This window comes from Wolbachia endosymbiont of Laodelphax striatellus (assembly GCF_007115015.1).
GTDB lineage: Bacteria > Pseudomonadota > Alphaproteobacteria > Rickettsiales > Anaplasmataceae > Wolbachia.
Genome location: NZ_MUIX01000001.1, coordinates 256,589 through 278,061, shown reverse-complemented (window position 1 = coordinate 278,061; position 21,473 = coordinate 256,589). Strand labels below are relative to the sequence as shown.

General features: G+C 33.7%; 15 protein-coding genes and 1 pseudogene. 12 read left to right on the top strand and 4 right to left on the bottom strand.

Annotation, left to right across the window (positions count from 1 at the left end; all coding sequences use genetic code 11):
* From BVG17_RS01285 to BVG17_RS01265, 5 genes are all read left to right on the top strand, one after another.
* The coding region (locus BVG17_RS01285) for an SH3 domain-containing protein (protein ID WP_458695039.1) at positions 1–735 on the top strand (735 nt) is incomplete at its 5' end.
* A gap of 167 nt (positions 736–902) precedes the next feature.
* Positions 903–1,631 carry an ankyrin repeat domain-containing protein gene (locus BVG17_RS01280; RefSeq protein WP_143688708.1) on the top strand — a complete coding sequence of 243 codons (729 nt, stop codon included), beginning with the start codon at positions 903–905 and terminating at the stop codon, positions 1,629–1,631.
* Positions 1,632–1,669: 38 nt separating this feature from the next.
* Positions 1,670–2,143 (top strand): ankyrin repeat domain-containing protein, encoded by a 474-nt coding sequence (locus BVG17_RS01275; protein ID WP_143688707.1) that lies wholly within the window; start codon positions 1,670–1,672, stop codon positions 2,141–2,143.
* A 5-nt stretch (positions 2,144–2,148) separates the two neighbouring features.
* Entirely contained in the window at positions 2,149–2,580 is a 432-nt protein-coding gene (locus BVG17_RS01270) for a DUF2924 domain-containing protein (RefSeq protein WP_143688706.1), read from the top strand.
* Positions 2,581–2,589: 9 nt separating this feature from the next.
* A complete protein-coding gene (locus tag BVG17_RS01265) occupies positions 2,590–4,086 on the top strand; it encodes a recombinase family protein (protein WP_143688816.1) in 1,497 nt (498 codons plus the stop codon).
* Positions 4,087–4,325: 239 nt separating this feature from the next.
* On the opposite strand, the gene BVG17_RS01260 is transcribed toward BVG17_RS01265, so the two are convergent.
* Positions 4,326–7,463, bottom strand: a complete 3,138-nt coding sequence (locus tag BVG17_RS01260; protein ID WP_143688815.1) for a TomO hydrophobic C-terminal domain-containing protein — start codon at positions 7,461–7,463, stop codon at positions 4,326–4,328.
* A 675-nt stretch (positions 7,464–8,138) separates the two neighbouring features.
* Between BVG17_RS01260 and BVG17_RS09410 the strand changes: the two genes are divergently transcribed.
* The gene (locus BVG17_RS09410; RefSeq protein WP_241654115.1) at positions 8,139–12,491 is read left to right on the top strand and encodes a DEAD/DEAH box helicase family protein; all 4,353 of its coding nucleotides are present in this window, start codon (positions 8,139–8,141) and stop codon (positions 12,489–12,491) included.
* A gap of 449 nt (positions 12,492–12,940) precedes the next feature.
* Here the strand turns inward: BVG17_RS09410 and BVG17_RS01245 are convergent, their stop codons facing one another.
* From BVG17_RS01245 to BVG17_RS01235, 3 genes are all read right to left on the bottom strand, one after another.
* Positions 12,941–13,639: an IS6 family transposase gene (locus tag BVG17_RS01245; RefSeq protein WP_063631097.1), complete on the bottom strand. Its 699-nt coding sequence runs from the start codon at positions 13,637–13,639 to the stop codon at positions 12,941–12,943.
* Between the two features lie 67 nt (positions 13,640–13,706).
* Positions 13,707–14,069 carry an ankyrin repeat domain-containing protein gene (locus BVG17_RS01240; RefSeq protein ID WP_063631098.1) on the bottom strand — a complete coding sequence of 121 codons (363 nt, stop codon included), beginning with the start codon at positions 14,067–14,069 and terminating at the stop codon, positions 13,707–13,709.
* A 485-nt stretch (positions 14,070–14,554) separates the two neighbouring features.
* A complete protein-coding gene (locus tag BVG17_RS01235) occupies positions 14,555–15,445 on the bottom strand; it encodes an ankyrin repeat domain-containing protein (protein WP_063631099.1) in 891 nt (296 codons plus the stop codon).
* A gap of 210 nt (positions 15,446–15,655) precedes the next feature.
* Between BVG17_RS01235 and wmk (BVG17_RS01230) the strand changes: the two are divergent.
* The 6 genes and pseudogenes from wmk (BVG17_RS01230) to wmk (BVG17_RS01210) all read left to right on the top strand — a co-directional run bounded on the left by wmk (BVG17_RS01230) (position 15,656) and on the right by wmk (BVG17_RS01210) (position 21,459).
* Positions 15,656–16,556: pseudogene (gene wmk, locus BVG17_RS01230) on the top strand (WO male-killing family protein Wmk).
* 158 nt (positions 16,557–16,714) lie between these two features.
* Positions 16,715–17,371, top strand: coding sequence for a JAB domain-containing protein (locus tag BVG17_RS01225; protein WP_143688814.1), 657 nt, complete (start codon positions 16,715–16,717; stop codon positions 17,369–17,371).
* A 101-nt stretch (positions 17,372–17,472) separates the two neighbouring features.
* Complete coding sequence (locus tag BVG17_RS01220) at positions 17,473–18,588, top strand: hypothetical protein (protein ID WP_143688813.1); 1,116 nt, start codon at positions 17,473–17,475, stop codon at positions 18,586–18,588.
* Between the two features lie 406 nt (positions 18,589–18,994).
* Positions 18,995–19,117 carry a hypothetical protein gene (locus BVG17_RS09930; protein WP_255446080.1) on the top strand — a complete coding sequence of 41 codons (123 nt, stop codon included), beginning with the start codon at positions 18,995–18,997 and terminating at the stop codon, positions 19,115–19,117.
* A 43-nt stretch (positions 19,118–19,160) separates the two neighbouring features.
* Positions 19,161–20,432 (top strand): group II intron reverse transcriptase/maturase, encoded by a 1,272-nt coding sequence (gene ltrA, locus BVG17_RS01215; protein WP_143688811.1) that lies wholly within the window; start codon positions 19,161–19,163, stop codon positions 20,430–20,432.
* Positions 20,433–20,538: 106 nt separating this feature from the next.
* Complete coding sequence (wmk, locus tag BVG17_RS01210; RefSeq protein WP_143688810.1) at positions 20,539–21,459, top strand: WO male-killing family protein Wmk; 921 nt, start codon at positions 20,539–20,541, stop codon at positions 21,457–21,459.
* Positions 21,460–21,473: the final 14 nt, after the last annotated feature.

Genomic DNA, 21,473 nt, shown 5'->3' with positions numbered 1-21,473 from the left:
AACGTTGATAGGTTTATATTAGATGAAAGTTTATTTGGAAGTTTGTTATCAGACTACTCTGGTATAAAAGTTGAAAAAAATGGGCCAGTGTTATCGTTTGGAAGAATAAATTTTTTCAGTTCTAGAGGTCCGTTAGTAGAGATTGTAGACAACTATTTAAGAGAGCATTATGAACAAACATTTAGTAATGACATATATCGATTAGATGTAGCAGTACTTGGAGAAACAGAGGCTCATACAAAGGATTACAAAGGCATTTATGAAAGAAGTCATCAGTGGTACAACTTAAAAGCACTATATCCTCTATCACAGAGCTTATTACCAGAAATAAAGTTTGCCAAAGCACAGATTGTACTGTCAGATAGCTGGAAATTAGGAGAAATAAATGGGTGCTTTCCAGTAAGTAGCGTAGAAGAAAAAGGAAATAAATTTGTATTGGGAAACGATAAACTATCTGAGCAACATTGGAATTTAAAACACAAGCCAATTTTAGAAAGATTCAGCATTATCCATCGTTACAAAGTAGAAAATTATACAGATCAGAAGGTCAGAAAATATATTTTAGCAGAACACAACGTTTACTATAAAAATGACTCAGATTCAGAGCAAAAAGACTCAATACACGAATTAGAAAAGCACATTTTAGTATTTTACCCGGGAGTACTGAAGTGGCATGAACATCGACATTTGCACAGAAGTTGGAAAGATAGTCGAATAATATCTCTAATAAGTTAAGTACTTATATTTAGATACTCATATATTATATTAATAATAGGTAAAAATGTATGAAATAAAAAGAAAAAGACTTGCTTTCTCATGCTAAAAAGGACATGACTTGAATAGCAGCAGGTAAATATAAGAAATTTGTCTGGCGCTAGAAAAGCTAATTTTGTGAGGTAAGTATGAAGTTTAGCGAAGAAAAGAGAGAATCTTTTAGTAAGTTTTTTAAAGAAGTATCAAGTAACGGGTTTAAAAACATTAATAAAAGAAATGAAGAAGGAGAGACGATCTTGCACCAAGCAGTAGAAATCTCTGATTACAAAACAGTGAGGTTATTAATAAAAAAAGGGGCAGAGGTAAATGCAAGAGATAAAAATGGTTATACATCACTACACTGTGCAGTATTTGCGAAAAGCTTAGAAAATGTAAAAGTGCTGCTAAGGGAAGGAGCAGAAGTAAATGCCACTCAATATGTCAGTGGATGTACGCCACTCCACTCTGCGTGCAAAATAGGAGGAGCAGGAGTTGAAATAATAAAAGAGCTGGTAAAGGCTGGAGCTGAAGTTAATCAACTGAATAAGTACGGCGCAACGCCAATGTATTACATCTGGGAAAGTGAAAAGTATCGTCTATGTGATAGCAAAGAGAGTGAAAAGGCAAGTAAATTTTTGAGAGAAAAAGGTGGAGTAACAAAAAGTAGAGAACTGACCTGCTATGGAATAGAGAGGATAGTGGGAGAAATAGCAGACATGTTGAATGGGAGTTATTTACCAGAGTTAAAAATAATAGAGATAGAAGAAATAAGGAAGAGAGACAAATCGTTAATAAAGGAAGAATGTAAAAATTTAGCAAGCAAGATAATGAGCCAAGTGAACGAAATGATAGATGAGGTAGCGAAAAGGAAGGTTTAAAAGAGGGATTTAAATTTAAAGAAAAGGTGAGGTGGATTATGTTAAAGCTTGGCAAATTTAATAAATCAGCAAAAGAATTATTAGAGAACTCATATGAAAATATTTATGAAAGAGACGAGAATGAAAGAACAGTTCTGCATTATGCAGTAGACGCAAAAACAGTGAGGTTATTAGTTGAAAAAGGAGTGAATGTGAATGCAGCAGATGCAAGAGGATATACAGCACTGCATCTAGCAGTAACAGAGAAACGCCTAGAAACCGTGAGAGAATTGATAAAGTCAGGAGGGAATGTAAATGCGGAAGAATATGGAAATAAATGCACGCCGCTGCACCTTGCATGTATGGTAGGTGAAAAAGAAATAGTGGAGGAGCTAGTGAAAGCTGGAGGAGAAATAGAGCAAGCAGATAAATTTGGAATGACAGCAATGGATTATGCAAAAAATAGTGAAGAAATAGCCGAGGTATTAAAGAAAGAAACAGACAGAATTGAAAAGTTATTTATGAGAGGATAGAAAATATGGAGGAAGAAACAGAAAAGAAAGTAATGAATTTAGAGAGAAAACCTTTGGATGAGCTGAGAAAAACGTGGAAGAAGGTATTTGGGGAAGAGGCACCTAAACATTCAAAGAAATATCTGATACCGAGATTAGCTTATAGAATGCAGGAAAAAGCATATGGAGAAATGTCAAGAAAGGGGACAAAAAGACTAGAGTATCTGGCAGAGCGGCTAGAGAAGGGAAAAAGAATAAGTAGTGACAAATTACCAGTAGCAGGAACAGAGTTGATACTAGAGAGAGGAGAAGAGACGCATGCGGTAATGGTAACAGATAAGGGTTTAATCTACAAAGAAGAGTTTTATACATCATTGTCAGGAGTAGCAGGAAAAATAATGGGAATGAGTTACAACGGACCTTTATTATTTGGAATGCGTGATAAAAGTGGAAATTGAGGAGAGAGAATGCTAAAAGAGGTAAGATGTGCGATATATACTAGGAAGTCAAATGAAGATGGTCTAGAGCAAAAGTTTAATAGCCTTGATGCGCAGCGAGTAGCATGTGAAAAGTACATAAAGAGCAAAGAAGGCTGGGTAGCATTGGCCAAAAGGTACGATGATGGAGGTTTCTCAGGAAAGAATTTAGAAAGACCAGCAATAAAGGAATTGTTTAAAGATGTAAAAAAAGGAGAGGTAGATTGTGTAGTAGTGTACACACTAGACAGACTATCAAGAGAAACAAAAGATAGCATCGAAGTAACATCATTTTTTAGAAGGCACCGAGTAAATTTTGTAGCAGTAACGCAGATATTTGATAATAATACGCCAATGGGAAAGTTCGTACAAACGGTATTGTCAGGAGCAGCACAACTAGAAAGAGAAATGATAGTAGAGAGGGTAAAAAATAAAATAGCAACATCAAAAGAGCAAGGGTTGTGGATGGGTGGAACTTTGCCACTGGGGTATGATGTAAAAGATAAAGAATTAATAATAAATGAAAAAGAAGCAAAGACGGTAAAACATATATTTGAGAGGTATATGGAGCTGAGATCAATGGCAGAACTGGCAAGGGAATTAAACAGAGAAGGATACCGAATAAGGTCTGATATCTTTAAAAAAGCGACGGTGAGAAGAATAATAACAAATCCAATATATATGGGAAAAATCAGGCATTATGAGAAAGAGTATGAAGGAAAGCATGAAGCAATAATAGAAGAAGAAAAATGGCAAAAAGCACAGGAATTGATAAGGAATCAGCCATATAGAAAAGCAAAATATGAAGAAGCATTGCTTAGGGGAATAATTAAGTGCAAGAGCTGTAATGCAAATATGACGCTGACATACTCAAAAAAAGAGAATAAAAGGTATCGATATTACGTATGCAACAATCATTTAAGGGGAAAAGGTTGTGAGTCAGAAAACCGAAATGTAATAGCAGGAGAAGTAGAAAAAGAAGTAATGAAGAGAGCAGAGCACCTATACAAAAATTGGCAAGAAAAAGCGGAAGAATGGGAAGAGTTAAGCTTCGGAAAACAGAAGGAAGTAGTAAAGAACTTAATAAATGGAGTAATGGTAAGAGACGATGGAATAGTAGTAAGTTCTGAATCAGGAGAGATATTTATACCAATAAAGAAGAAAGGAAAAAAATGCACAGTAGTAGAGCCAGAAGGCAAAACAAACAATGCACTACTGAAAGCAGTGGTAAGAGCCCATTCCTGGAAACGGCAATTGGAAGAAGGAAAATATAGAAGTGTGAAAGAGCTGAGTAAGAAAATAAACGTAGGTACAAGACGTATACAGCAAATTTTAAGATTAAATTATTTAGCACCAAAAATTAAAGAAGATATAGTAAATGGGAGGCAGCCAAGGGGTTTGAAGTTAGCTGACTTAACGGAAATACCGATGTTGTGGAGTGAGCAGATGAAGAGGTTTTACTGGTTAACACAAGCTGTCTGCCAATAAAAAACAAGGTAATTTCTTTAGAAAAATCTTAAAATTATTAAATTTTCTGTAATTCTTTAATCTCATTTTTGGAAAAATTAGTAAATTTAATACTCTCACTAAATTGGATAAATTGATCGCAAAAAAAATAAGATTTTCAATAAGTTGTTTGTATAGCTGATCTTTCATAAATAGCGATGCAACAAAGCCCCATATGGAGAACGTATAAAGAAAAAAAAGCACCTATGTAGATGCTCTTTTTAAGGGCTTACTGCAATTAATTGTGTATCAACTGATCTTGATTGAAAAAGCAACGAATTTGGTACCACCTTGCAAAACAACTTTTCTCTTTCTGAGCTTGCCTTTGATAAAAAGTTAGATAACTCTGGAAAACACTTCAACTTTGCTCCCTCTGGAATAACAATACCGTTAATAACAATATTATTACCTTGAGATTTATTTAGTACTACCGATGATGTTGGTTGATCAATAGTTGTATTGTTAACCGTTTGTTGTGCTGTAGTAGTAGGTATTTTAACTCCAAATGGTTCATTAGATATACTCTCTACTTTAACCTTTGTTACACCATCTTCCAATCCTAATATTTTTTTCAGATAGTCTATGTCTTCTTTAATAAATACAATATTGCCATTTATATAATCGCCATTTTTGTTCTTTCTGAGTATTGATTTTATCGATATAGATTCCTCAGTACTATTACCAGCAATACGATATTCATTTGCACCGCATTTTATAAACATAAGAAGTTCATCTGGATTTGCACTCTGAGTATTTCTATAATCCTTACATTTTGCAAACTGATCTGAGGTTGTAACTAATAATAGCTTTTCACCAACAAATTCAAGCTCACCTACCGCTTTAAGTTCATTAGCAACAAGTTCTGGGTTCAATGCTCTTTGCTGATCAGTGGTTGTTGTCTCAGAGCCATTGTTAAGAGAATTTTCTGTTAGCGTGATGTTTGTATTTGCTTTAGATACAGATTCCTTAGGATTTTCTTCAACAAGATGTTGCGGTATAGTGATCTTAGGTTTCTGATCACTGATTTGAGACTGAACTTTATTTTGATTCTTAGGTGAGTTAACTACAGGTTTTTGAGATTTATCTAGACATTTATTATCACTGGGTCTTAATACTCCACACGCAATACTACCAGCAACATCCTTGGTACGCTTGTAGGGAACTAGTGCGTTATTAAGCAGTTCTTGAATATTATTATCTTCAAATGCACTGACCTGTCCATTGAGACGGTATGCAATCCCTGCAACAAATGAACAAAAAACTCCAACTGCTATTCCTACCGCTAACATTTCTAAGTGAACTGCAATAGCTATTCCTAAAGCAACTCCAACTATTACTAATGTAGAAGCAACTACGATAGAAGTATTACGACACTTAATACGAAGCTCATTTAGTTTATCTAATGCAGAAGTACCATCCTTGTATTTTAGCTCTCTTAGTATATCTTTATTTTCACATTTGTTGAGCAAATTCCAAGCATAACTTAACCTTCGTGCTTGACCATAAAACTTTTTCACAATATACTCAATCAAGAGATCAAACGTAGTTTCACCTTTGTTATTTTTAATATCAAATCTTGCACCTTTACTCGCAAGTAATTCAACAACTTTATAAAGCTCTAAATCACAGCGGCTGTCCATGAAGTGTCTTAAAGCATAATGTAAAACTGTATTCCCACTTTCATCTTGATAATCAATTCTATTTTTATGTAAAAAGCAACTATAAATCTTTTTATTGCAATCGCGTATAGCAATATTCTCTAAAGTAATACTTGAAATCTTTATGTTATTTTCAACTAGAAGATCTAGAACTTCTTTATGATCACAATTAACAACAATGTGTACTAGTCGATTCAACCAAAAAGTACCATTTAGACCCTCCAGTATACCTTTATCTGTATGGTTGCTAAGTAGCCTAACAACTAAATCTAATGCCAAAAATGTACGGTTTCTTATCACTTGAAAATGCTTAAAAGCAGTACCCCACAGAAAACAATCATTGACATACTCAATCAAGAGATCAAATGGAGTTTTACCTTCTTTATTTTTAACATCAAGCCTTACACCTTTACTTAGAAGGAATTTAGCAAAACTTTCGTATTCATGATGGCCACTAGTAAGCTTGCCTAATGCATAATGTAAGGCTGTGTTACCGTTTTTATCACTTAAAGTTGAAATTTGTATGTCATTTTTGGCTAAGAGATTGAAAATTCCTTTGTGACGATACGAAGAAGCAATTTCTACCAATTCATTTAATGCAGGAGTAACTTCTAGTTTTTTCAGCTCATAAATTTTACAACAACTAAGCAACGCTGAAACATTATTCAATCTTTCTATTTTTTCTTCTTCAGAAGAGAAAGACTTATTAGCATACTTAACCAAGAGATCAAATGGAGTTTTACCTTCTTTATTTTTAGCATCAAGCCTTGCACCTTTACTCAGAAGTGGTTCAACAAAACTCTGGTATTTCCATTCATTCTCATCAAACAATTCTAATACATGATGTAAAGCTGTATTTCCTTCTTCATCTTTATACTCAACATCCATTGCGTTGACGTATTTATCCAAGAGGAGGTGTAAAATCTTTTCAGAGCCGCATTCGCTAGCATTACTTAAATTATCATTTAGCGATACTTTTGTTCTTTTACTTATTTCAAATAAGAGCTCAAAAATTTTCACATGGTCATATGCAATAGCAATTTGTACTAAAAATGTAATGTCATCAGTAGCGATTGTAACTTCTCTTATTATAGAACGACACTTTTCAAATTCACCTGACTCGATCTTTGTGCACAAGCTCAGACAAGTGGAATAATATTTCCATCTTTTATTTAATTCATTAATTTCTTCAATTTTGTCTATACCGTTTATTTGCTGTTTAATCAGCTCGTTATATTTCTGAAGATACATGTGATATATTTCGTTAGAAACGCCAAATTGGTTGATTTTTTGAAGCAGTTTACGTTGATTTTCTAGTAGCTCATCCATTCTTTTATTCCGCTTATTTGCTTTTTCATAAAACTCCCTCATTTCTTTTTCCCACGACTTCCTATTATAAGTTTGTTGATTAGGATCCTCTCCTCTATCGTACAGGTTTTTTTTGGTTGAGTCAGATAATATTTTGTATGCTACTGATATTTGCTTGAATTTTGTCAATTTCTCTTCAAGTTGAGCTCGTTGATCTTCTTCCGATGATAGTAGCTTTCCGTTCTTCTTTTTTTCTTCTAGACTATCTAACACTTTTGCTTCCTCATGCAATCTATCTGGATGAAGCTTAAATGCTAATGTGTGATATGCTTTTTTTATCTCATCGTGAGTAGCATCTCTTTTTACTCCTAATATTTCATAATAATCAGGCATCTATTTCTCCACTATTTTGATACATTTTTCATGACACTATCAATACTACATCTTTATGAAAGCACGATACTACCACATAAATATTTTAGCAAATATTGTAATAATTGTCAACTTTATTAATACATTAACCAAGCTATATTATAGTTTGCAGAAAATACTAGGTGTTTTAGTACCACAATGAATTGAATTATTGACTCTTCCTAAAATTGCAAAAAAGGTCATATATTTGTGAGAACACGTTGCGTAAAAATAAGGTTATAAAAATAGAAGATTTAAATTATTTCCATGAGCTTAGGTAAAACAGTTCGTATGTAGATATGGATGAAATGGGCTAATGTAGCTAGTTTTAGCGTATAGTTAAATTGTTATATTAAAAAGTTCATATGGTACACAGGGTAGACCAACTGATTCCAAGAAAACTTGTTCTCACGCTAGCTGATTTTGATTGCTGAAGGTGGTTGTATTCTTTAAGTTTTTAGTGATATATAATATTAAATTAGTATAATTTGTTTAAAATGGTAAGGTCATTTATTATAACCTTGAACCTATATACATTCCAACATGATCTATAGAAAAACTTATGACTATTTTATAATTTATTAATTAAATATCTTGATAAATTATCTAATCTCGTATATTATTAGAATATTAACACTGTATTTTAAAGGTAAAAACATGGTACATTCATCTACGCAAATATTCACAAAGTTTGATAACGATTCAAAAAAGAGAAACATAGAAGGGCTAGAAAAGACTTACTTGGGAGTCTTGCTGTCAATTGAATTAAATAGCAAAACCTCTCAAGTTGCAAAGGACATTAAAGAAAAAATAGAAAGTTTGTTGAGTAGCAATAAAGATGAAATAAATGATAAAGTAACAATAGGTGAAAGAGAAATTGGTGTAACTTTAACGAAGAAGGAAGAAGGTACATACAGTGTCAAATTTGATGAAAGTGATCCTTCTTCGGTAGATATTAAAGATACGAAAGATTACACTGCCGAGGATCTACTTACTTTGTGCACACAGCATGAGTTGACAATCAGCAGAGATAAGAAAGGTAATCACCATTATAGTGTAACAATCAAAGGTAAAGAAAAAAGTGCAACAGTAGGTGGGCCTGGTAAAATTGTAATATTTCCACAACATTTATCTTACATCAAAGAAACAATAGAACACTTAAAAGAAGGTAAGAGTCCAACTAAAGAGTTTGCACTTGCAACAGGAACGGGAAAAACATTCATAGAATTACTTGTTGAATATTTGCCTGCTAGGCTAATCGGTGTACCTTATATATCCCTAGCACCTAATGAAGATCTTGTAACACAGAAACGTGATGATTGGAAAAAAGTATTATCTGACTCCGATATTGAAGATATTGAGTTGAAAGAGATAAGCGGTGATAAAGGGTGCTCTATATTGAGCAGCGAAAGCTTGATGAAAAATTGGAATCAATTTTTAAAGGCAATAGGTCTTGAACAGCTTCCTGATATTATAACAGCTCTCAACATTGGAGACAAAGAATTTAAAATAAAGAATGGGAAAATAAATATAGATGGCAAAGATTTTTTAATTCTTACAGATAGAATTCAATTTGGAGATAAGGAATATAAAATTCAAGATGGTAAAGTTACAATTAATAATCAAGAGTTTGAACTAAATATTGAAAAATCTATATCTCTGTCCTTTGATGAGGAGCACCGAGTGGTAGAACAGGAGTTGTATAAACATCGTATGGTGCTCTTATCTGCACTTGTACCTACGCTGTTTTTAAGTGCAACGCCTTCAATAAGCACTCATAGATATATTAAAGAAAATGATGGTTTACTTAAAACTCTTTCTTTGACAGATAAAATGAAGTCAGGTGTGTATGGAGCTTTGAATCTACAAGTTCATACAAAGGTAAAAAGTAAGGATCTAGCAAAAGAATACTCTAATGGCGTTGAAGAATATGTAGATTTTAAGCCAGAAGAAAACGATAAATATAACAATGCAAATTTAACAGACGATGAGTTAAAAAAAGAAGTAGAGAATTATCTGTATAGAAATGCTCAAAGCGTCATTGGTGAACCAGCATTGATTTTAGCTGAGTCAAATAAGCAGATAGATAATCTGAAAGAAATATTGAAATATGGTAGAAACGAAACCTTACCAAAGTTTAGTGGATCGAAGATTCTTGATTTCTTAGAGCGAATATTTGAACCTAAACCGGGCTATAAGTTAGTAACCCAGTCAAAAAAGTTTGCTCTTATAACGGAACAAGTTGCTAAGCGGTTCAATATTATAAAAGAAAAAGCATCTAAAATCGTAAAAGAATGTTATGACTTCAGTGGCATTGCTGATTATTCTGCATTCCGTGTAATGCATGGAATAATTGAGAATACACTTTCAGGCTTAACAGGTCTAAATAGACACGAGCTTGATGAAAAAAGGTGTGCAGATTTGAAAGGTTTAGCAGCAAAAGTTAAAGCAGCATTAGACAACAATTATGATTTAGAAACATATGTTGAAGATCAAGGAGTTAAAAGTCACAAATTAAAGAAAGAGCTTGTTCAGCATATGCAATCTGTTATTGATGTTCTAAAAGAAAATAAAGACCCTGATTTACTCATAAGATTAATAAGAAATTGGAACCAAGATAAGAAACTTCACCTCTTGATGTCATCTAAAGGATTAGAACAAATTCCTGAAAAGCTAGTAGATTTACTCAGTAACGGCAACGATGCTGTAGTAAGAGACTATCTTGAATATCATGGAGTAGAAGAAAGTAAAATAGATGATTTATGTGGAATGGGAAAAAAAGTAGCTGATGAAAGAACAGGGTTTATCAATTCTTTAAGAGGGTTGAGTAATCAAGAACAAAGTGAGCGCAAAGAATCTACATCCCTAGGAGAAAATGAGAAAAAGCTACTTGAAGATCTTGGGGCAGTGCTTGGAATGAAATTAGAAAATGGTAGTAAGCTGAATTATTTAGACTATCCTCATCCTTCGTATTCTTATAATGAAAAATCATATCCATTAAGAGCACTAAAAGATTTTTGTTACAAAAATAAGCACAAAGTAAAATTAGAAAATTTAAATCGCTCAGCCAATTTATCTTCAGAAGATCTTAAGAGTAAGCTTTCAGATTATATAAGTGGCCAACCATTGGAGGAATTAGAGCTTGTAAAAAAGAAATTGTCCTCGAGTAATAATCAAGGCATATATGAAGATCTAATTAACCTAGATACACATTATGCTAAGAAACTCAAAGAGGCAGTTAGTAAAAATAATAGCTCGGACATCAAGTATTATCAAGAAAAAACTTTAGGAGAGTTAAATCAGGGACAGTTAGCTAAGTTAGCAGTCGAACATTTATCAGAAGCTGAGCTAAAAGATTGGTATGAAGTTCTATTGGAAGAAGAAAATGATTATCATGCTTTGTGCCGTATGGGATTAGTTGGTAATGATGTAAATCCTAGCAAGGTACAGGGATACAATGACATTAATTTGCAACATGTTGGAATGCTAATAGATCCAACATCTACTGATCTCAACAAGCCTGCACAACTTATTCAAGCTCCAGGTAGACTTAGATGCCTAAATTCTAATAGGCACTCTACATTCTTTTGCTATTCGAGTGGTGAATTGAGCTTTGACATAAACCTACTCAAAGAAGGAGATTATATTGATGCCTACAATAAATCAGTAGTAAGATTATCAAATCAACAAGCTTATGGAAATAAACTTGCAACGGAGATAATAGATTATATTAATCAGGAAATAAAGAGCCTGAAAAGAATTGACGATTTGGCTGACCAAAGTATTGAAGTTGCCTTAAATTCGTTTATAGAAGTTTACAATACCAATGAGCATGATTTCAATGAAAGTAAGAAGGAATTTATTGGTGTATTAAAACATGCACGAAGAAAGCTTAATAATTATGAAAAAGAGTTAAGGGATAATGAAGGAGATGCCACTCAAAATTTTGCTGAACATGCACTACTGTGCTTTCCGTACAAAAGAAGTGATACTTTGGGCGTGAGAATACTTAAAATACTATATAAAGCTCTTATAACAGTTCATTATCTTCTTATCCGTTTCGGGTATTACTTGGAAACAAGGAGTACTTATAGTAGTTTTTTCAAGAAAGTTAGTAAGTTAAAAAGTGATCCTCATGTGGATACTTATGCTCATATTATAGCAGAATATAGCGTTAAAAATGTTGAAGAGATTACTTTGTTAAGTGAGAAATTTAATGAAGTTTATCAACAGATAGAAGAACCAGAGGATAAAACTGACACTAAGAGCTTCAATAATTACTTAGAGCATATGAGTGCATGTTTGAAACATCCAGTACATCTTAAATGGTTTGATAAAATAACATTACCATTGATGAAAGGTGATTATTTGCTCAAGTTACTTGATCAGATTTATCCAGAACAAAACAATCAAGATAAAGTGGAGAATTTGAGAAAATTCAGGAAAAATTTAGAAGACAAATCTTTTCAATTCACAAAAGATGATTTAAAAGATATAGAGAAGGTGCAATCTTATTTGCAGGATATAATTGCAAGAATTAATATCTATAATAATTATTATTATAGAATAGGAGAGTGTGATATTTCTATTATTCCTACTGAGTTATTGAAGTGTAGGGTTAATAGTAGCTTTAACGTTAAAGAGAGCGAGAAATTACAAGGTCATAGAAACCTATACTTAAGTTGGCAAAAAGCTAGGGCTAAAAGTGTGTGTAAAAATGACTTAAATGAGCTAAAGGTTTTGTCACAAAGAGAAAATATAAAATTGGCAAAAGAAACTGCAGATTATGTTATTTCTCCACTTCTTGGTGACTCTTCTCGTGCAGCAAAAAATAAGCAAAGCTCAGAGGAAGATAAAGCATTTATCAATGGTGTTGTTGCTAAAGCAGATAAAGTTAAAAATGATCTTGAGAAAAACGTCAAGCCTTTTACTACTGAAGAGATTGTTTTGCCAAGCACTGAGTTTATTAATCCTATAGCAAAATTGAAAGACACTTCGAGAGGTTTATAGGAGATAAGAAAAAGGGAGGAAAGCTACAAAGGAGTAGTTAAAAAATAAATATTTTAGAGAGCACAAAATATAAAAGTTACTGATCACAAAGAATGCAGATACTGTCCTGTCTTTAACTCTATTGAGAGTGGAAGCGAAATCTGCAGAAGGTTGGCCTTGTTGGCATTAGCATGTGCTCAGCTTCACCACTCTCTGCAAGACATTTTAGCTATAATGCCTTACCATTTGAAGATAGGAGGGTGTGCCAAGAGCAGTTGTGTTAAAAGTCAATAAAAAAATGAAAAATATCGAAAAACTTTCAATTTAGTAGATTTATAAAAAATTAATATATTATAACTCTTAATTTAAATATTTTTAATCTAGTGTAGCTGTGGATAAGTACTTCCAGTGGTTCTGTCGCATCTATAAATTGTAGTACAAGAAGATTGTAAAAACTGGAATTATGAGAGTTATAGAGCCATTAACATAGCAAAATTTTCAAAAGTAGAACCATTATCATTAGCTTTAATAATTTGTCTTTTTTGAATCATACGAATATTTTCTATGCCTGTGATGGTAATCTTTGCAGAATGGAAGCTTTTAAACCCAAGCATTGGTTTTATTAATTTTTTGATAAATCTATCAACAATATTATTTAGATATCTTACTTGAAAAACCGTGATTCTATAAGGTTCAGGAATTTCCGTATTCAAGTCATCAAGAGCAGCAATATTACTGCCGCTTTTATCAATTACTACTTTCTCAGGAAGATTATTCCTTCTAAAGGCTTTACGAAAGAATGCAAGTGCTGCAGACTTGTCTCTACGAGTACACAGCAGAAAGTCTACAGTATTGCCGAGACTATCTAGTGCTCTGTATAGATAAACCCATTTACCGTTTAATTTTATGTAGGTCTCGTCCATTCTCCAGCTACTGCCAACCTGCTTCTTCCTTTTCCTCACCTCTTCATCTATCAGTGGCACAAATCTGATAATCCACCTTTGTAGCGTAGCATGATCAATTTTCGCTCCTCTTATACTCATCATTTCTTCCAAATCTCGATAGCTCAAAGAAAATCGACACTTCATGTATACTGATAACATTATTATCTCTGCTGAAAAGCTAAATCCTTTGAAATAGGGCAATAATTTTGGACTAATACGCAACATCTTTGCTTTTTTAAAGATGATTATATTACTTCTTTTCTATTTTCCTACAAATGAAACTGACTTCGCTTTATAGATGCGACAGAACCATCAGTCTTCTTATAAAAATTGGTACACCTATAATATCTAGATTTGAGCTAGAAACAGCAAGATGTAAAGGAGTCTTTCCTTCATTATCTTGTGCATTAACATTTGCTCCCTTCTCTATAAGAAGTTTTGCTAACTCTATATAGCCACTTCCAGATACTAAACATAGTAAGTTACTTCCATCAAACGAATTAGCGTTTATATCGAACCCATTGTCTTTCCATTCATTATACATATCAACATTATGTTGCTGCAGCTCACTTTTTATTTTTTCGATTATGTTAGATGAGTCTACCTTGTCATCATCATTAATCCTTTGTAGTATTCCTTGTAACACTTCACTCATAGTACTCTCCTTTTTAGATTAGATATTAATTTTTTAAGATTAAAAACTAGTTTTAGCACAAAAATAAGATATTAAAAGTAAGAATATTAAGTATACTAACCAATATGCTATAGACACTAATCTGGAAGGTTTTGTTGTATAGATAGAGTATTTTAACGCAGTAATAAAGATAGAAAAGCTTTTCCAATGATCAAGTTTGAACTATTACATAATGTAGATAATCCAAACTTAGCTATACTGGTATTAGTAAAATCATTCAAAAAATAGTATTTAATTAACAACCCTTTTGAACTATTTACCTCTAATTTATTTTTAGACAAATATTTGCTTTAATCTATAAAAATGGGTAGGCTCATTCTAATACTATTTTCAAGTAAAGAAAGCTTCAGAAAAAGTTTATGACATAACATAATTTTGGCATTTTTACTCTGGAATTTCCATAGTCACACCCCAGCAGAGTGTTGCTGAGGTGTGACTATGAATTATTAACTAACAGCCTGATTTAGTGTCCTATCTGAAGCAGCAGATGGATCATCAATTTTTGTAGTTGGGCTATTTTCACAAATTTTGTCAATACCAATAGCCATTAATGTAAATGCTGCTGAAGCTACTAAAACTAATGCAACTATAGGTAAATCGAACATAAATGCTGTAACAGCACCAGCTGCAAATAGTGTAACAATGCTAAGAGCTATCTTTCCTTTGTGTTTACTCCAGAAGGTTGCATCGCTCTTTTCTGAAGTGTCTATACTGACAGAAGATTTAACCTCTTCTGTTGTTTTTGAAAGAGTGGTTAGATGATTTATTATCTTCTCCATGTCTTCTTTATTAGTATATTTCTCATGATGTTTAGCCCAATCTAATAGAGACATTCCACACGCTTGTATGTTAAAGTTAGCTCCTGCATCTTTCAGAGCGTTGAATACCTTTAAATTGCCACGCTCAACAGCTTTTATTATTGTAAGATTTACAATTTCTTTTTTTTCGTCAACAAGAGGTTTTAATTTTTGTAATAGTAAATCCAATATCTGGTTTGCCTTTTCATCATCCTGTGACCTTTCAATAAGAATAGCGAAAGGATTATCTTTTCCAGCTATTACATTAACACTAGCCCCTGTATCTAGTAAAAACTTTACCACTTCTACATCGGAGTTTTGACAAGCACGTATTAATAATGCATTTTGTCTTTCATCAATATTAAACACGTGATCTAAACTAAAATCACTTTTTTTCCATGCTTCAAATTCAGGTGTGTTTTTTATATCTTGCCCAAGTTTTTGTTCGATACTTTTATTTATCTGCTCCGCACCTTTGATGCCTTGAGTCGATATTTCCTTTAATTTCTTGTATATTTCTGAAAACTGTGAATAGTTCATATCTTACTCCTATAAAAATTAAATTATTACATATATTTATAAATAAGTCAATTTTTATAAAAGACAAATACAATGTTAAATAGCTTTTTCTATTCCGATGCCAATACCATCATTATACAGAGAGCAACTTTACTTTGCTATTCTACTTGCTTTAGTATGTTCGTTATTGTTCTATCTAATGAGAATTGGTAGTTAACTTATATAATATTTATGGCAAATATCTCAATAAGGTACCAGATAGCACAAAAAGTAAGGAGCTGGAGGTTAAAGCGAGGTTATACTCAAAAAGATTTAGCGGGAAAAATTGGTGTAACATATCAAATAGTACTACAATATGAAAAAGGAACACGCAGAATTTCAATTAAGAAGTTATATGAATTAGCAGAAGCATTATCAACAACTGCTAGAGATCTAGCTTGCGGACAAGAAGTATCAAATGAGGAAAGGTATGAGGAAGAAGAGATATTAAATCTAGTAAGAGAATATAAAAAGATTAACGATCAGGAGTTACGTAGAATGTTTTGTTTACTAACCAAAATTGCCCGAGTTGGTGAAGAAAATAGTAAAAAAACAGAAAGAATAAAAATTGCAAAAGGTCTGGTTAAAGCAGGAATTTCTATCGATATTGTCTCGAAAACAATAGGTCTCTCTGCTAATGAGTGTGTTGAAGAAAAAACGGGTTCTATCTACTACCAAATAGGAAAAAAGATAAAAGAATGGACGGGAATATACTCAGAAGGATTTAGCAGAGAAAATGGTTACAACACGTGATGAAATAAGCAATTATGAACAAGGAAGGGTTGCTGTTCCACTTGATAAATTATATGGAATGGCAGAAGCATTATCGATTAATATTACAGATCTGCTAATAGAAGAAGATGAGATAGTAGAAAATGAATTACCGAATTTAATTGAAGAATACAAAAAGATTGAAAGCCAAGAACTACGTAATGCACTAATAAAATCTCTGCTTGAAGGCATACAAATTTGCGAAGAGAAAGTGAAAAGAGCAGAAAAGATGAAAACAGCAAAAGACTTAGTAAAAGCAGGAATTTCTATTGATATTATTTTGCAAGCGGTAGGCATCTCTTTAGACGAAATTCAACAATAAAAAAATCATCATATATGAATATATTCACCTTTTGATGAAAAAATAAGCAAAAAAGATTTAAAAATTGATTTGACTTCACTCAAAAGCTATGGCCTTATGCCAATGCTGATAAAAAAACAGCAGTAAATATTTAAAAAAAGTTTGTTGTTAGTGAAGATATGAATAAAAGTAAAGAAGAAATCGAATTCAGAATATTAGAAAGCAAAGGCAAGGCATTACTTGATCGTGAAATAATGGAAACGTTTCTAAGTGCAGTACATGAAAGGCCGCAGGCTCAAGAAATTGCTAAAAATCTGGTGAATACTTATACGGGAGTAGGAAGGATTTTAGGCCGAGAAATGGATGACCTGAAAGTTATAGAAGGAGTGACTGATTCTGCAGTAGCAATGATTATGTGTGTTAAGGAAACACTAGAAAGGGTGCTCAGAGAAAAGCTCAAGAGTGAGCCAGTAATGGACTTACAAGGTCTAGTAGAGTACTTGAACGTAAGCATAGGTCACTCAGAAAGGGAATGTGTAAAAATACTGTACTTGAATAACAGGCGCCAATTAATCGGAGAAGAACTCTATATTGGTGAAATGGAAAAAGCACCGGTGTACATAAAGGAAATTATAAGAAAAGCATTAATAAAGAATGCAACATTCATAATAATGTCACATAACCACCCTGGGGGAAGTTTAGAACCATCAGAAGAAGATCAAGAAGTAACGAAGAGCTTAGCAGCAGCATGTAGTACTGTAAGCGTAAAATTGTTTGACCATATTATCATCACAAGTGGAGGCTATTTCAGCTTTCGAGAGAACGGATTGTTATAGTAGAAAGTATTTGCAAATCTACTCATTATAATTTATACTGAGTAATATAATGTATAAATAAGATTTATATACTTAAAAAGTATTTTTAATATGGGGGTTATATGACTAGTAAAGACAAGTTATTGAAGAAAATATTTGGTGCTCTTGAAGGCGTTGATATAAAGCAGTCTAAGTTTGTGAGCAAAATTGATAATCAGAAGGAGATAAAACCGGAAGATACAATGCCTTTCCCTAGCAGAAACGTTCACGAAAACAAAATCAACTATGGAAAAGGACTTGACTACATATATGGCACAAAACCTTTGAGTAATCAAGCAGATTATCCAGAAGGGTTGAATCCATTTGCTTCAGCTTTGCAAAAAATAAAGCCAAGTGCAGAAAAGTTGAGCTGGCTTAAAAGTGCTGTGGTAAGAGCAAAAAGTCCAAATGAACTGCACAAGGCTGTAGACGAAGCGCTAGCTGCTGGAGCAAGGCTAAATGCATGTAATGATGGGGAATGGAGTTTTGCAGAATATGTAGTATTAGGTACACATTTTCACAGATTAGAAAAAAGTGATCGAAAAAAGCTAATACGTAAATTAATGCTAAGCGGTGCAGAGTTTCATGATACTTTACTGCAGAATAAACTGATAGGTGAAATCTATAATGAGCTACAGCCAGAAGCTCAGCCACAGATAGATGAGAGACTAGAAGAACTAGAGAAAGCTGGCGAAAGTGCTGTTCAGGAAGGAGAATTAATAGATATCGAGATAGATAATAAAATGCTTTTTATGGAATTCTCTGAAGATAGCAAGGTAGAGGTAGCCAAAATACTGAGAGAGTTAGGGAGTAATATTTTAAAAATGGGTAATAATGCAGTTGAGGTTAAAAGCGAGAAAGGAGATATAAGAAACTATACTGATATGTCAAATGGCAGCTCTGTCATGTTAGAGTTTCCTACGAGCATTGGTAAGCTAAATATTGTATTGTACCAAGAGGCAGATCAGGTGCAAGTGAGAGTAGAAAACAAGGAAATGTGGGCTGAGTTACAAAAAAGGGGCGAAGAAATAGGAAAAAATTGCCTCTTTGGGGGAGTAAAACTTAAAGAAACAGTAGAGAGAGGTAGTTTCACTAGATGTGGCATATGGAGTGAAAAGCAGAAGGAAGTAAGTGAAAAATTGTTTTCATGGGCAGACAAAGTACGTGAAAATAGTAAAGAAACTTGTAGGGCACTTTAATTCATCAATTTAAAGGTTCCAGAGTCTAGTGTGCCGTAGAGACACAAGGAATGTTCAAGTAAGAGCAAACTAAGTGCAAAAGCTACGCAATAGATGGGGGTGGGCCCCTCGGAGCCGGCTTACAAGAGCAGGCTTCAAACAACCATAAGCTGCTTTGGTAAAAAGCTAAGGTAGTGAGCGTTATGGAAAAGGCGCAAATATGCGTCATGTGTAAAATAGAGAGATGAATGAAAATGAACCACTGATAAAGTGTCGAAAGGAATTGGATGATGTCAAAACCAGGGGTTAGACTTAACCTGGGATAAATCTATCGGGAGCTTGTTTACTGGATAGATGGCGTCCGGCATAGAGGTGGCATGAATCTATTTTGGGCTATTGCGTGGAACTGCGGGAACCTGTCGTTTCGATGATAAGGGAGAAATCCAAGGAGCTGATCTCTGAGGATGAGAGTACCGATGCGGAAAACAGGGGCGGATCAGCTCGTAGTAGTGAAGAAGTTTCTGTAATGGAAATGGAGCGAAGGAGCTGAGTTATTTAGTTTTAGTTATTTATCAACCGAAAGGGAGGAGTTAATGAATAAAACAAAGTCTTGTGATATACCAAAGAAACTTATTTGGAGAGCTTATAAACAAGTATCGAAAAATAGAGGTGCTGCTGGTGTAGATGGGGTTTCGATAACAAAGTTTGAGGAAAATCTAAAAGATAATCTATACAAACTATGGAATCGTATGTCATCCGGAAGTTATTTTCCAGAGCCTGTAAAAGCTGTAGCAATACCGAAAGATATGGGAGGAGGACAAAGAATTTTATGTGTTCCTTCAGTATCAGATAGGATAGCGCAAACAGCAGCAACAATGTATCTCGAACCGTTAGTGGAGCCAAAATTCCATGAGGATTCATATGGTTATAGATCGAATAAATCAGCATTGGATGCGGTAGATACAGCGCGTAAGAGATGCTGGAAGTACGATTGGGTGGTAGACCTTGATATATCAGGGTTCTTCGACAATCTGGATCACGAATTAGTTTTGCAAGCTATCAAGAAACACACAGACTGCAAATGGGTCATACTATATGTTGAAAGGTGGATGAAATCCCCTATACAACTTGCAGATGGCAGTAAAGTAGTTAGGGATAAAGGAGTTCCGCAAGGAGGTTCAGTTAGCCCAATCATCTCTAATATATTCATGCATCATGTGTTTGATATATGGATGAAAAAGAACTATCCGACGGTACCATTTGAGAGATATGTGGACGATGCGATAGTGCACTGCAGAACAGAGAAACAGACAGGATTTGTGAAAGTAATGATCGAAGAGAGATTGGCTGAGTATAGGTTGAAATTACATCCTAAAAAGACACAGATAGTGTACTGTAAGGATGACAATAGGAGAGATGAATTTCCTAAACAAAGTTTTGATTTTCTGGGTTACACATTCAGACCCAGGTTAGCAAGAAATAAAATAGGGAAGCATTTTGTTTCATTTCTCCCAGCAATTAGCAACAAGGCCAAGAAAAAGATTACTACAACCATAAGATCATGGAAAATGCTACGAAATACGCATATAACATTAGAGGAGATATCAGGAAAAGTAAATCCAATAGTCAGAGGCTGGTATCAGTACTATGGCAAATTTTACAGAACTGAGGTCTACAAATCTCTAAAGAATGTAGAGCGGCATCTAGAAAAGTGGGTCAAAAGGAAATATAAGAGACTCAGGAGTCACGGAAGACTAGCAAGACAATTTCTAGGAAAGGTGAGAGATAGGTCTCCAAATATTTTCTATCATTGGACACTAGGTTTAGGGTCAAAAAGGCTAAATAATGGGAGCTGTATAAGCTGAGAGGTTTATGTACAGTTCTGCGAGAGACTGGTAGGGGAAGTTCCACTGGTCTACTCTCCGCTATTATATCTGGAGCCTTTGAGCTATAGTAGAAAATATTATATGTATGGTTCTTTGTATGAAAAAAAGTCTAGACTGTGAGGTAGGGCAAAAAGTAAAAAATTGGAGGTTAGAGCGAGGGTACACTCAGAAAGATTTAGCAGAGAAACTTGGTGTAAAGTACTGGGTAATACTGCAATATGAAAAAGGGAACCGTAGAATTTCAATCGAAAGGCTGTACGCTATAGCAGATGCATTGTCAGTAAGTATTACCGATCTCATTCCTGCATCAAAGGAGAAAATCGGCTTTAAAAATGAGGAAGGAGAAATATTAAATCTAGTAAGAGAATATAAAAAGATCAATGATCAGGAGTTACGTAGGATGTTTTGTTTACTAACCAAATTTGTCAAAGTTAGTGAGAAAAGTAGTAAAAAATCGGAAAAAATAAAAATTGCAAAGGGTTTGGTTAAAGCAGGAGTTTCTGTTGATATTGTTGCAAAAACAATTGGCCTTTCTGCTAATGAATGTGTTGAAGAAAAAGTTGGTTCTATCTACTACAAAATAGGAAAGAAGATAAAAGAATGGAGGCTAATGAGAGAGTATACCCAAAAAGATTTAGGAGAGAAAATGAGTACAACCCGTGACGAAGTAAGCAACTATGAACAAGGAAGGACCGCTGTTCCACTTGATAAATTATATGAAATGGCAGAAGCGTTATCGATTAATATTACAGATCTACTAATAGAGAAAGATGAAGGTAGTAAAGTGGAAAATGAGCTACAGGATTTGATTAAAGAATACAAAGAAATTGAAAGCCAAGAACTACGTAATGCATTAATAAAATCTTTGTTTGAGGGGATACGGATTTGTGAGGAGAAAGTGAGAGAGGCAGAAAGGATCAAAGTTGCAAAGAATTTAGTAAAAGGGGGAATTTCTATTGATATTATTTTGCAAATAGTTGGTTTATCTGCTGATCAAATTGGATGAAAATTTATTTCTAA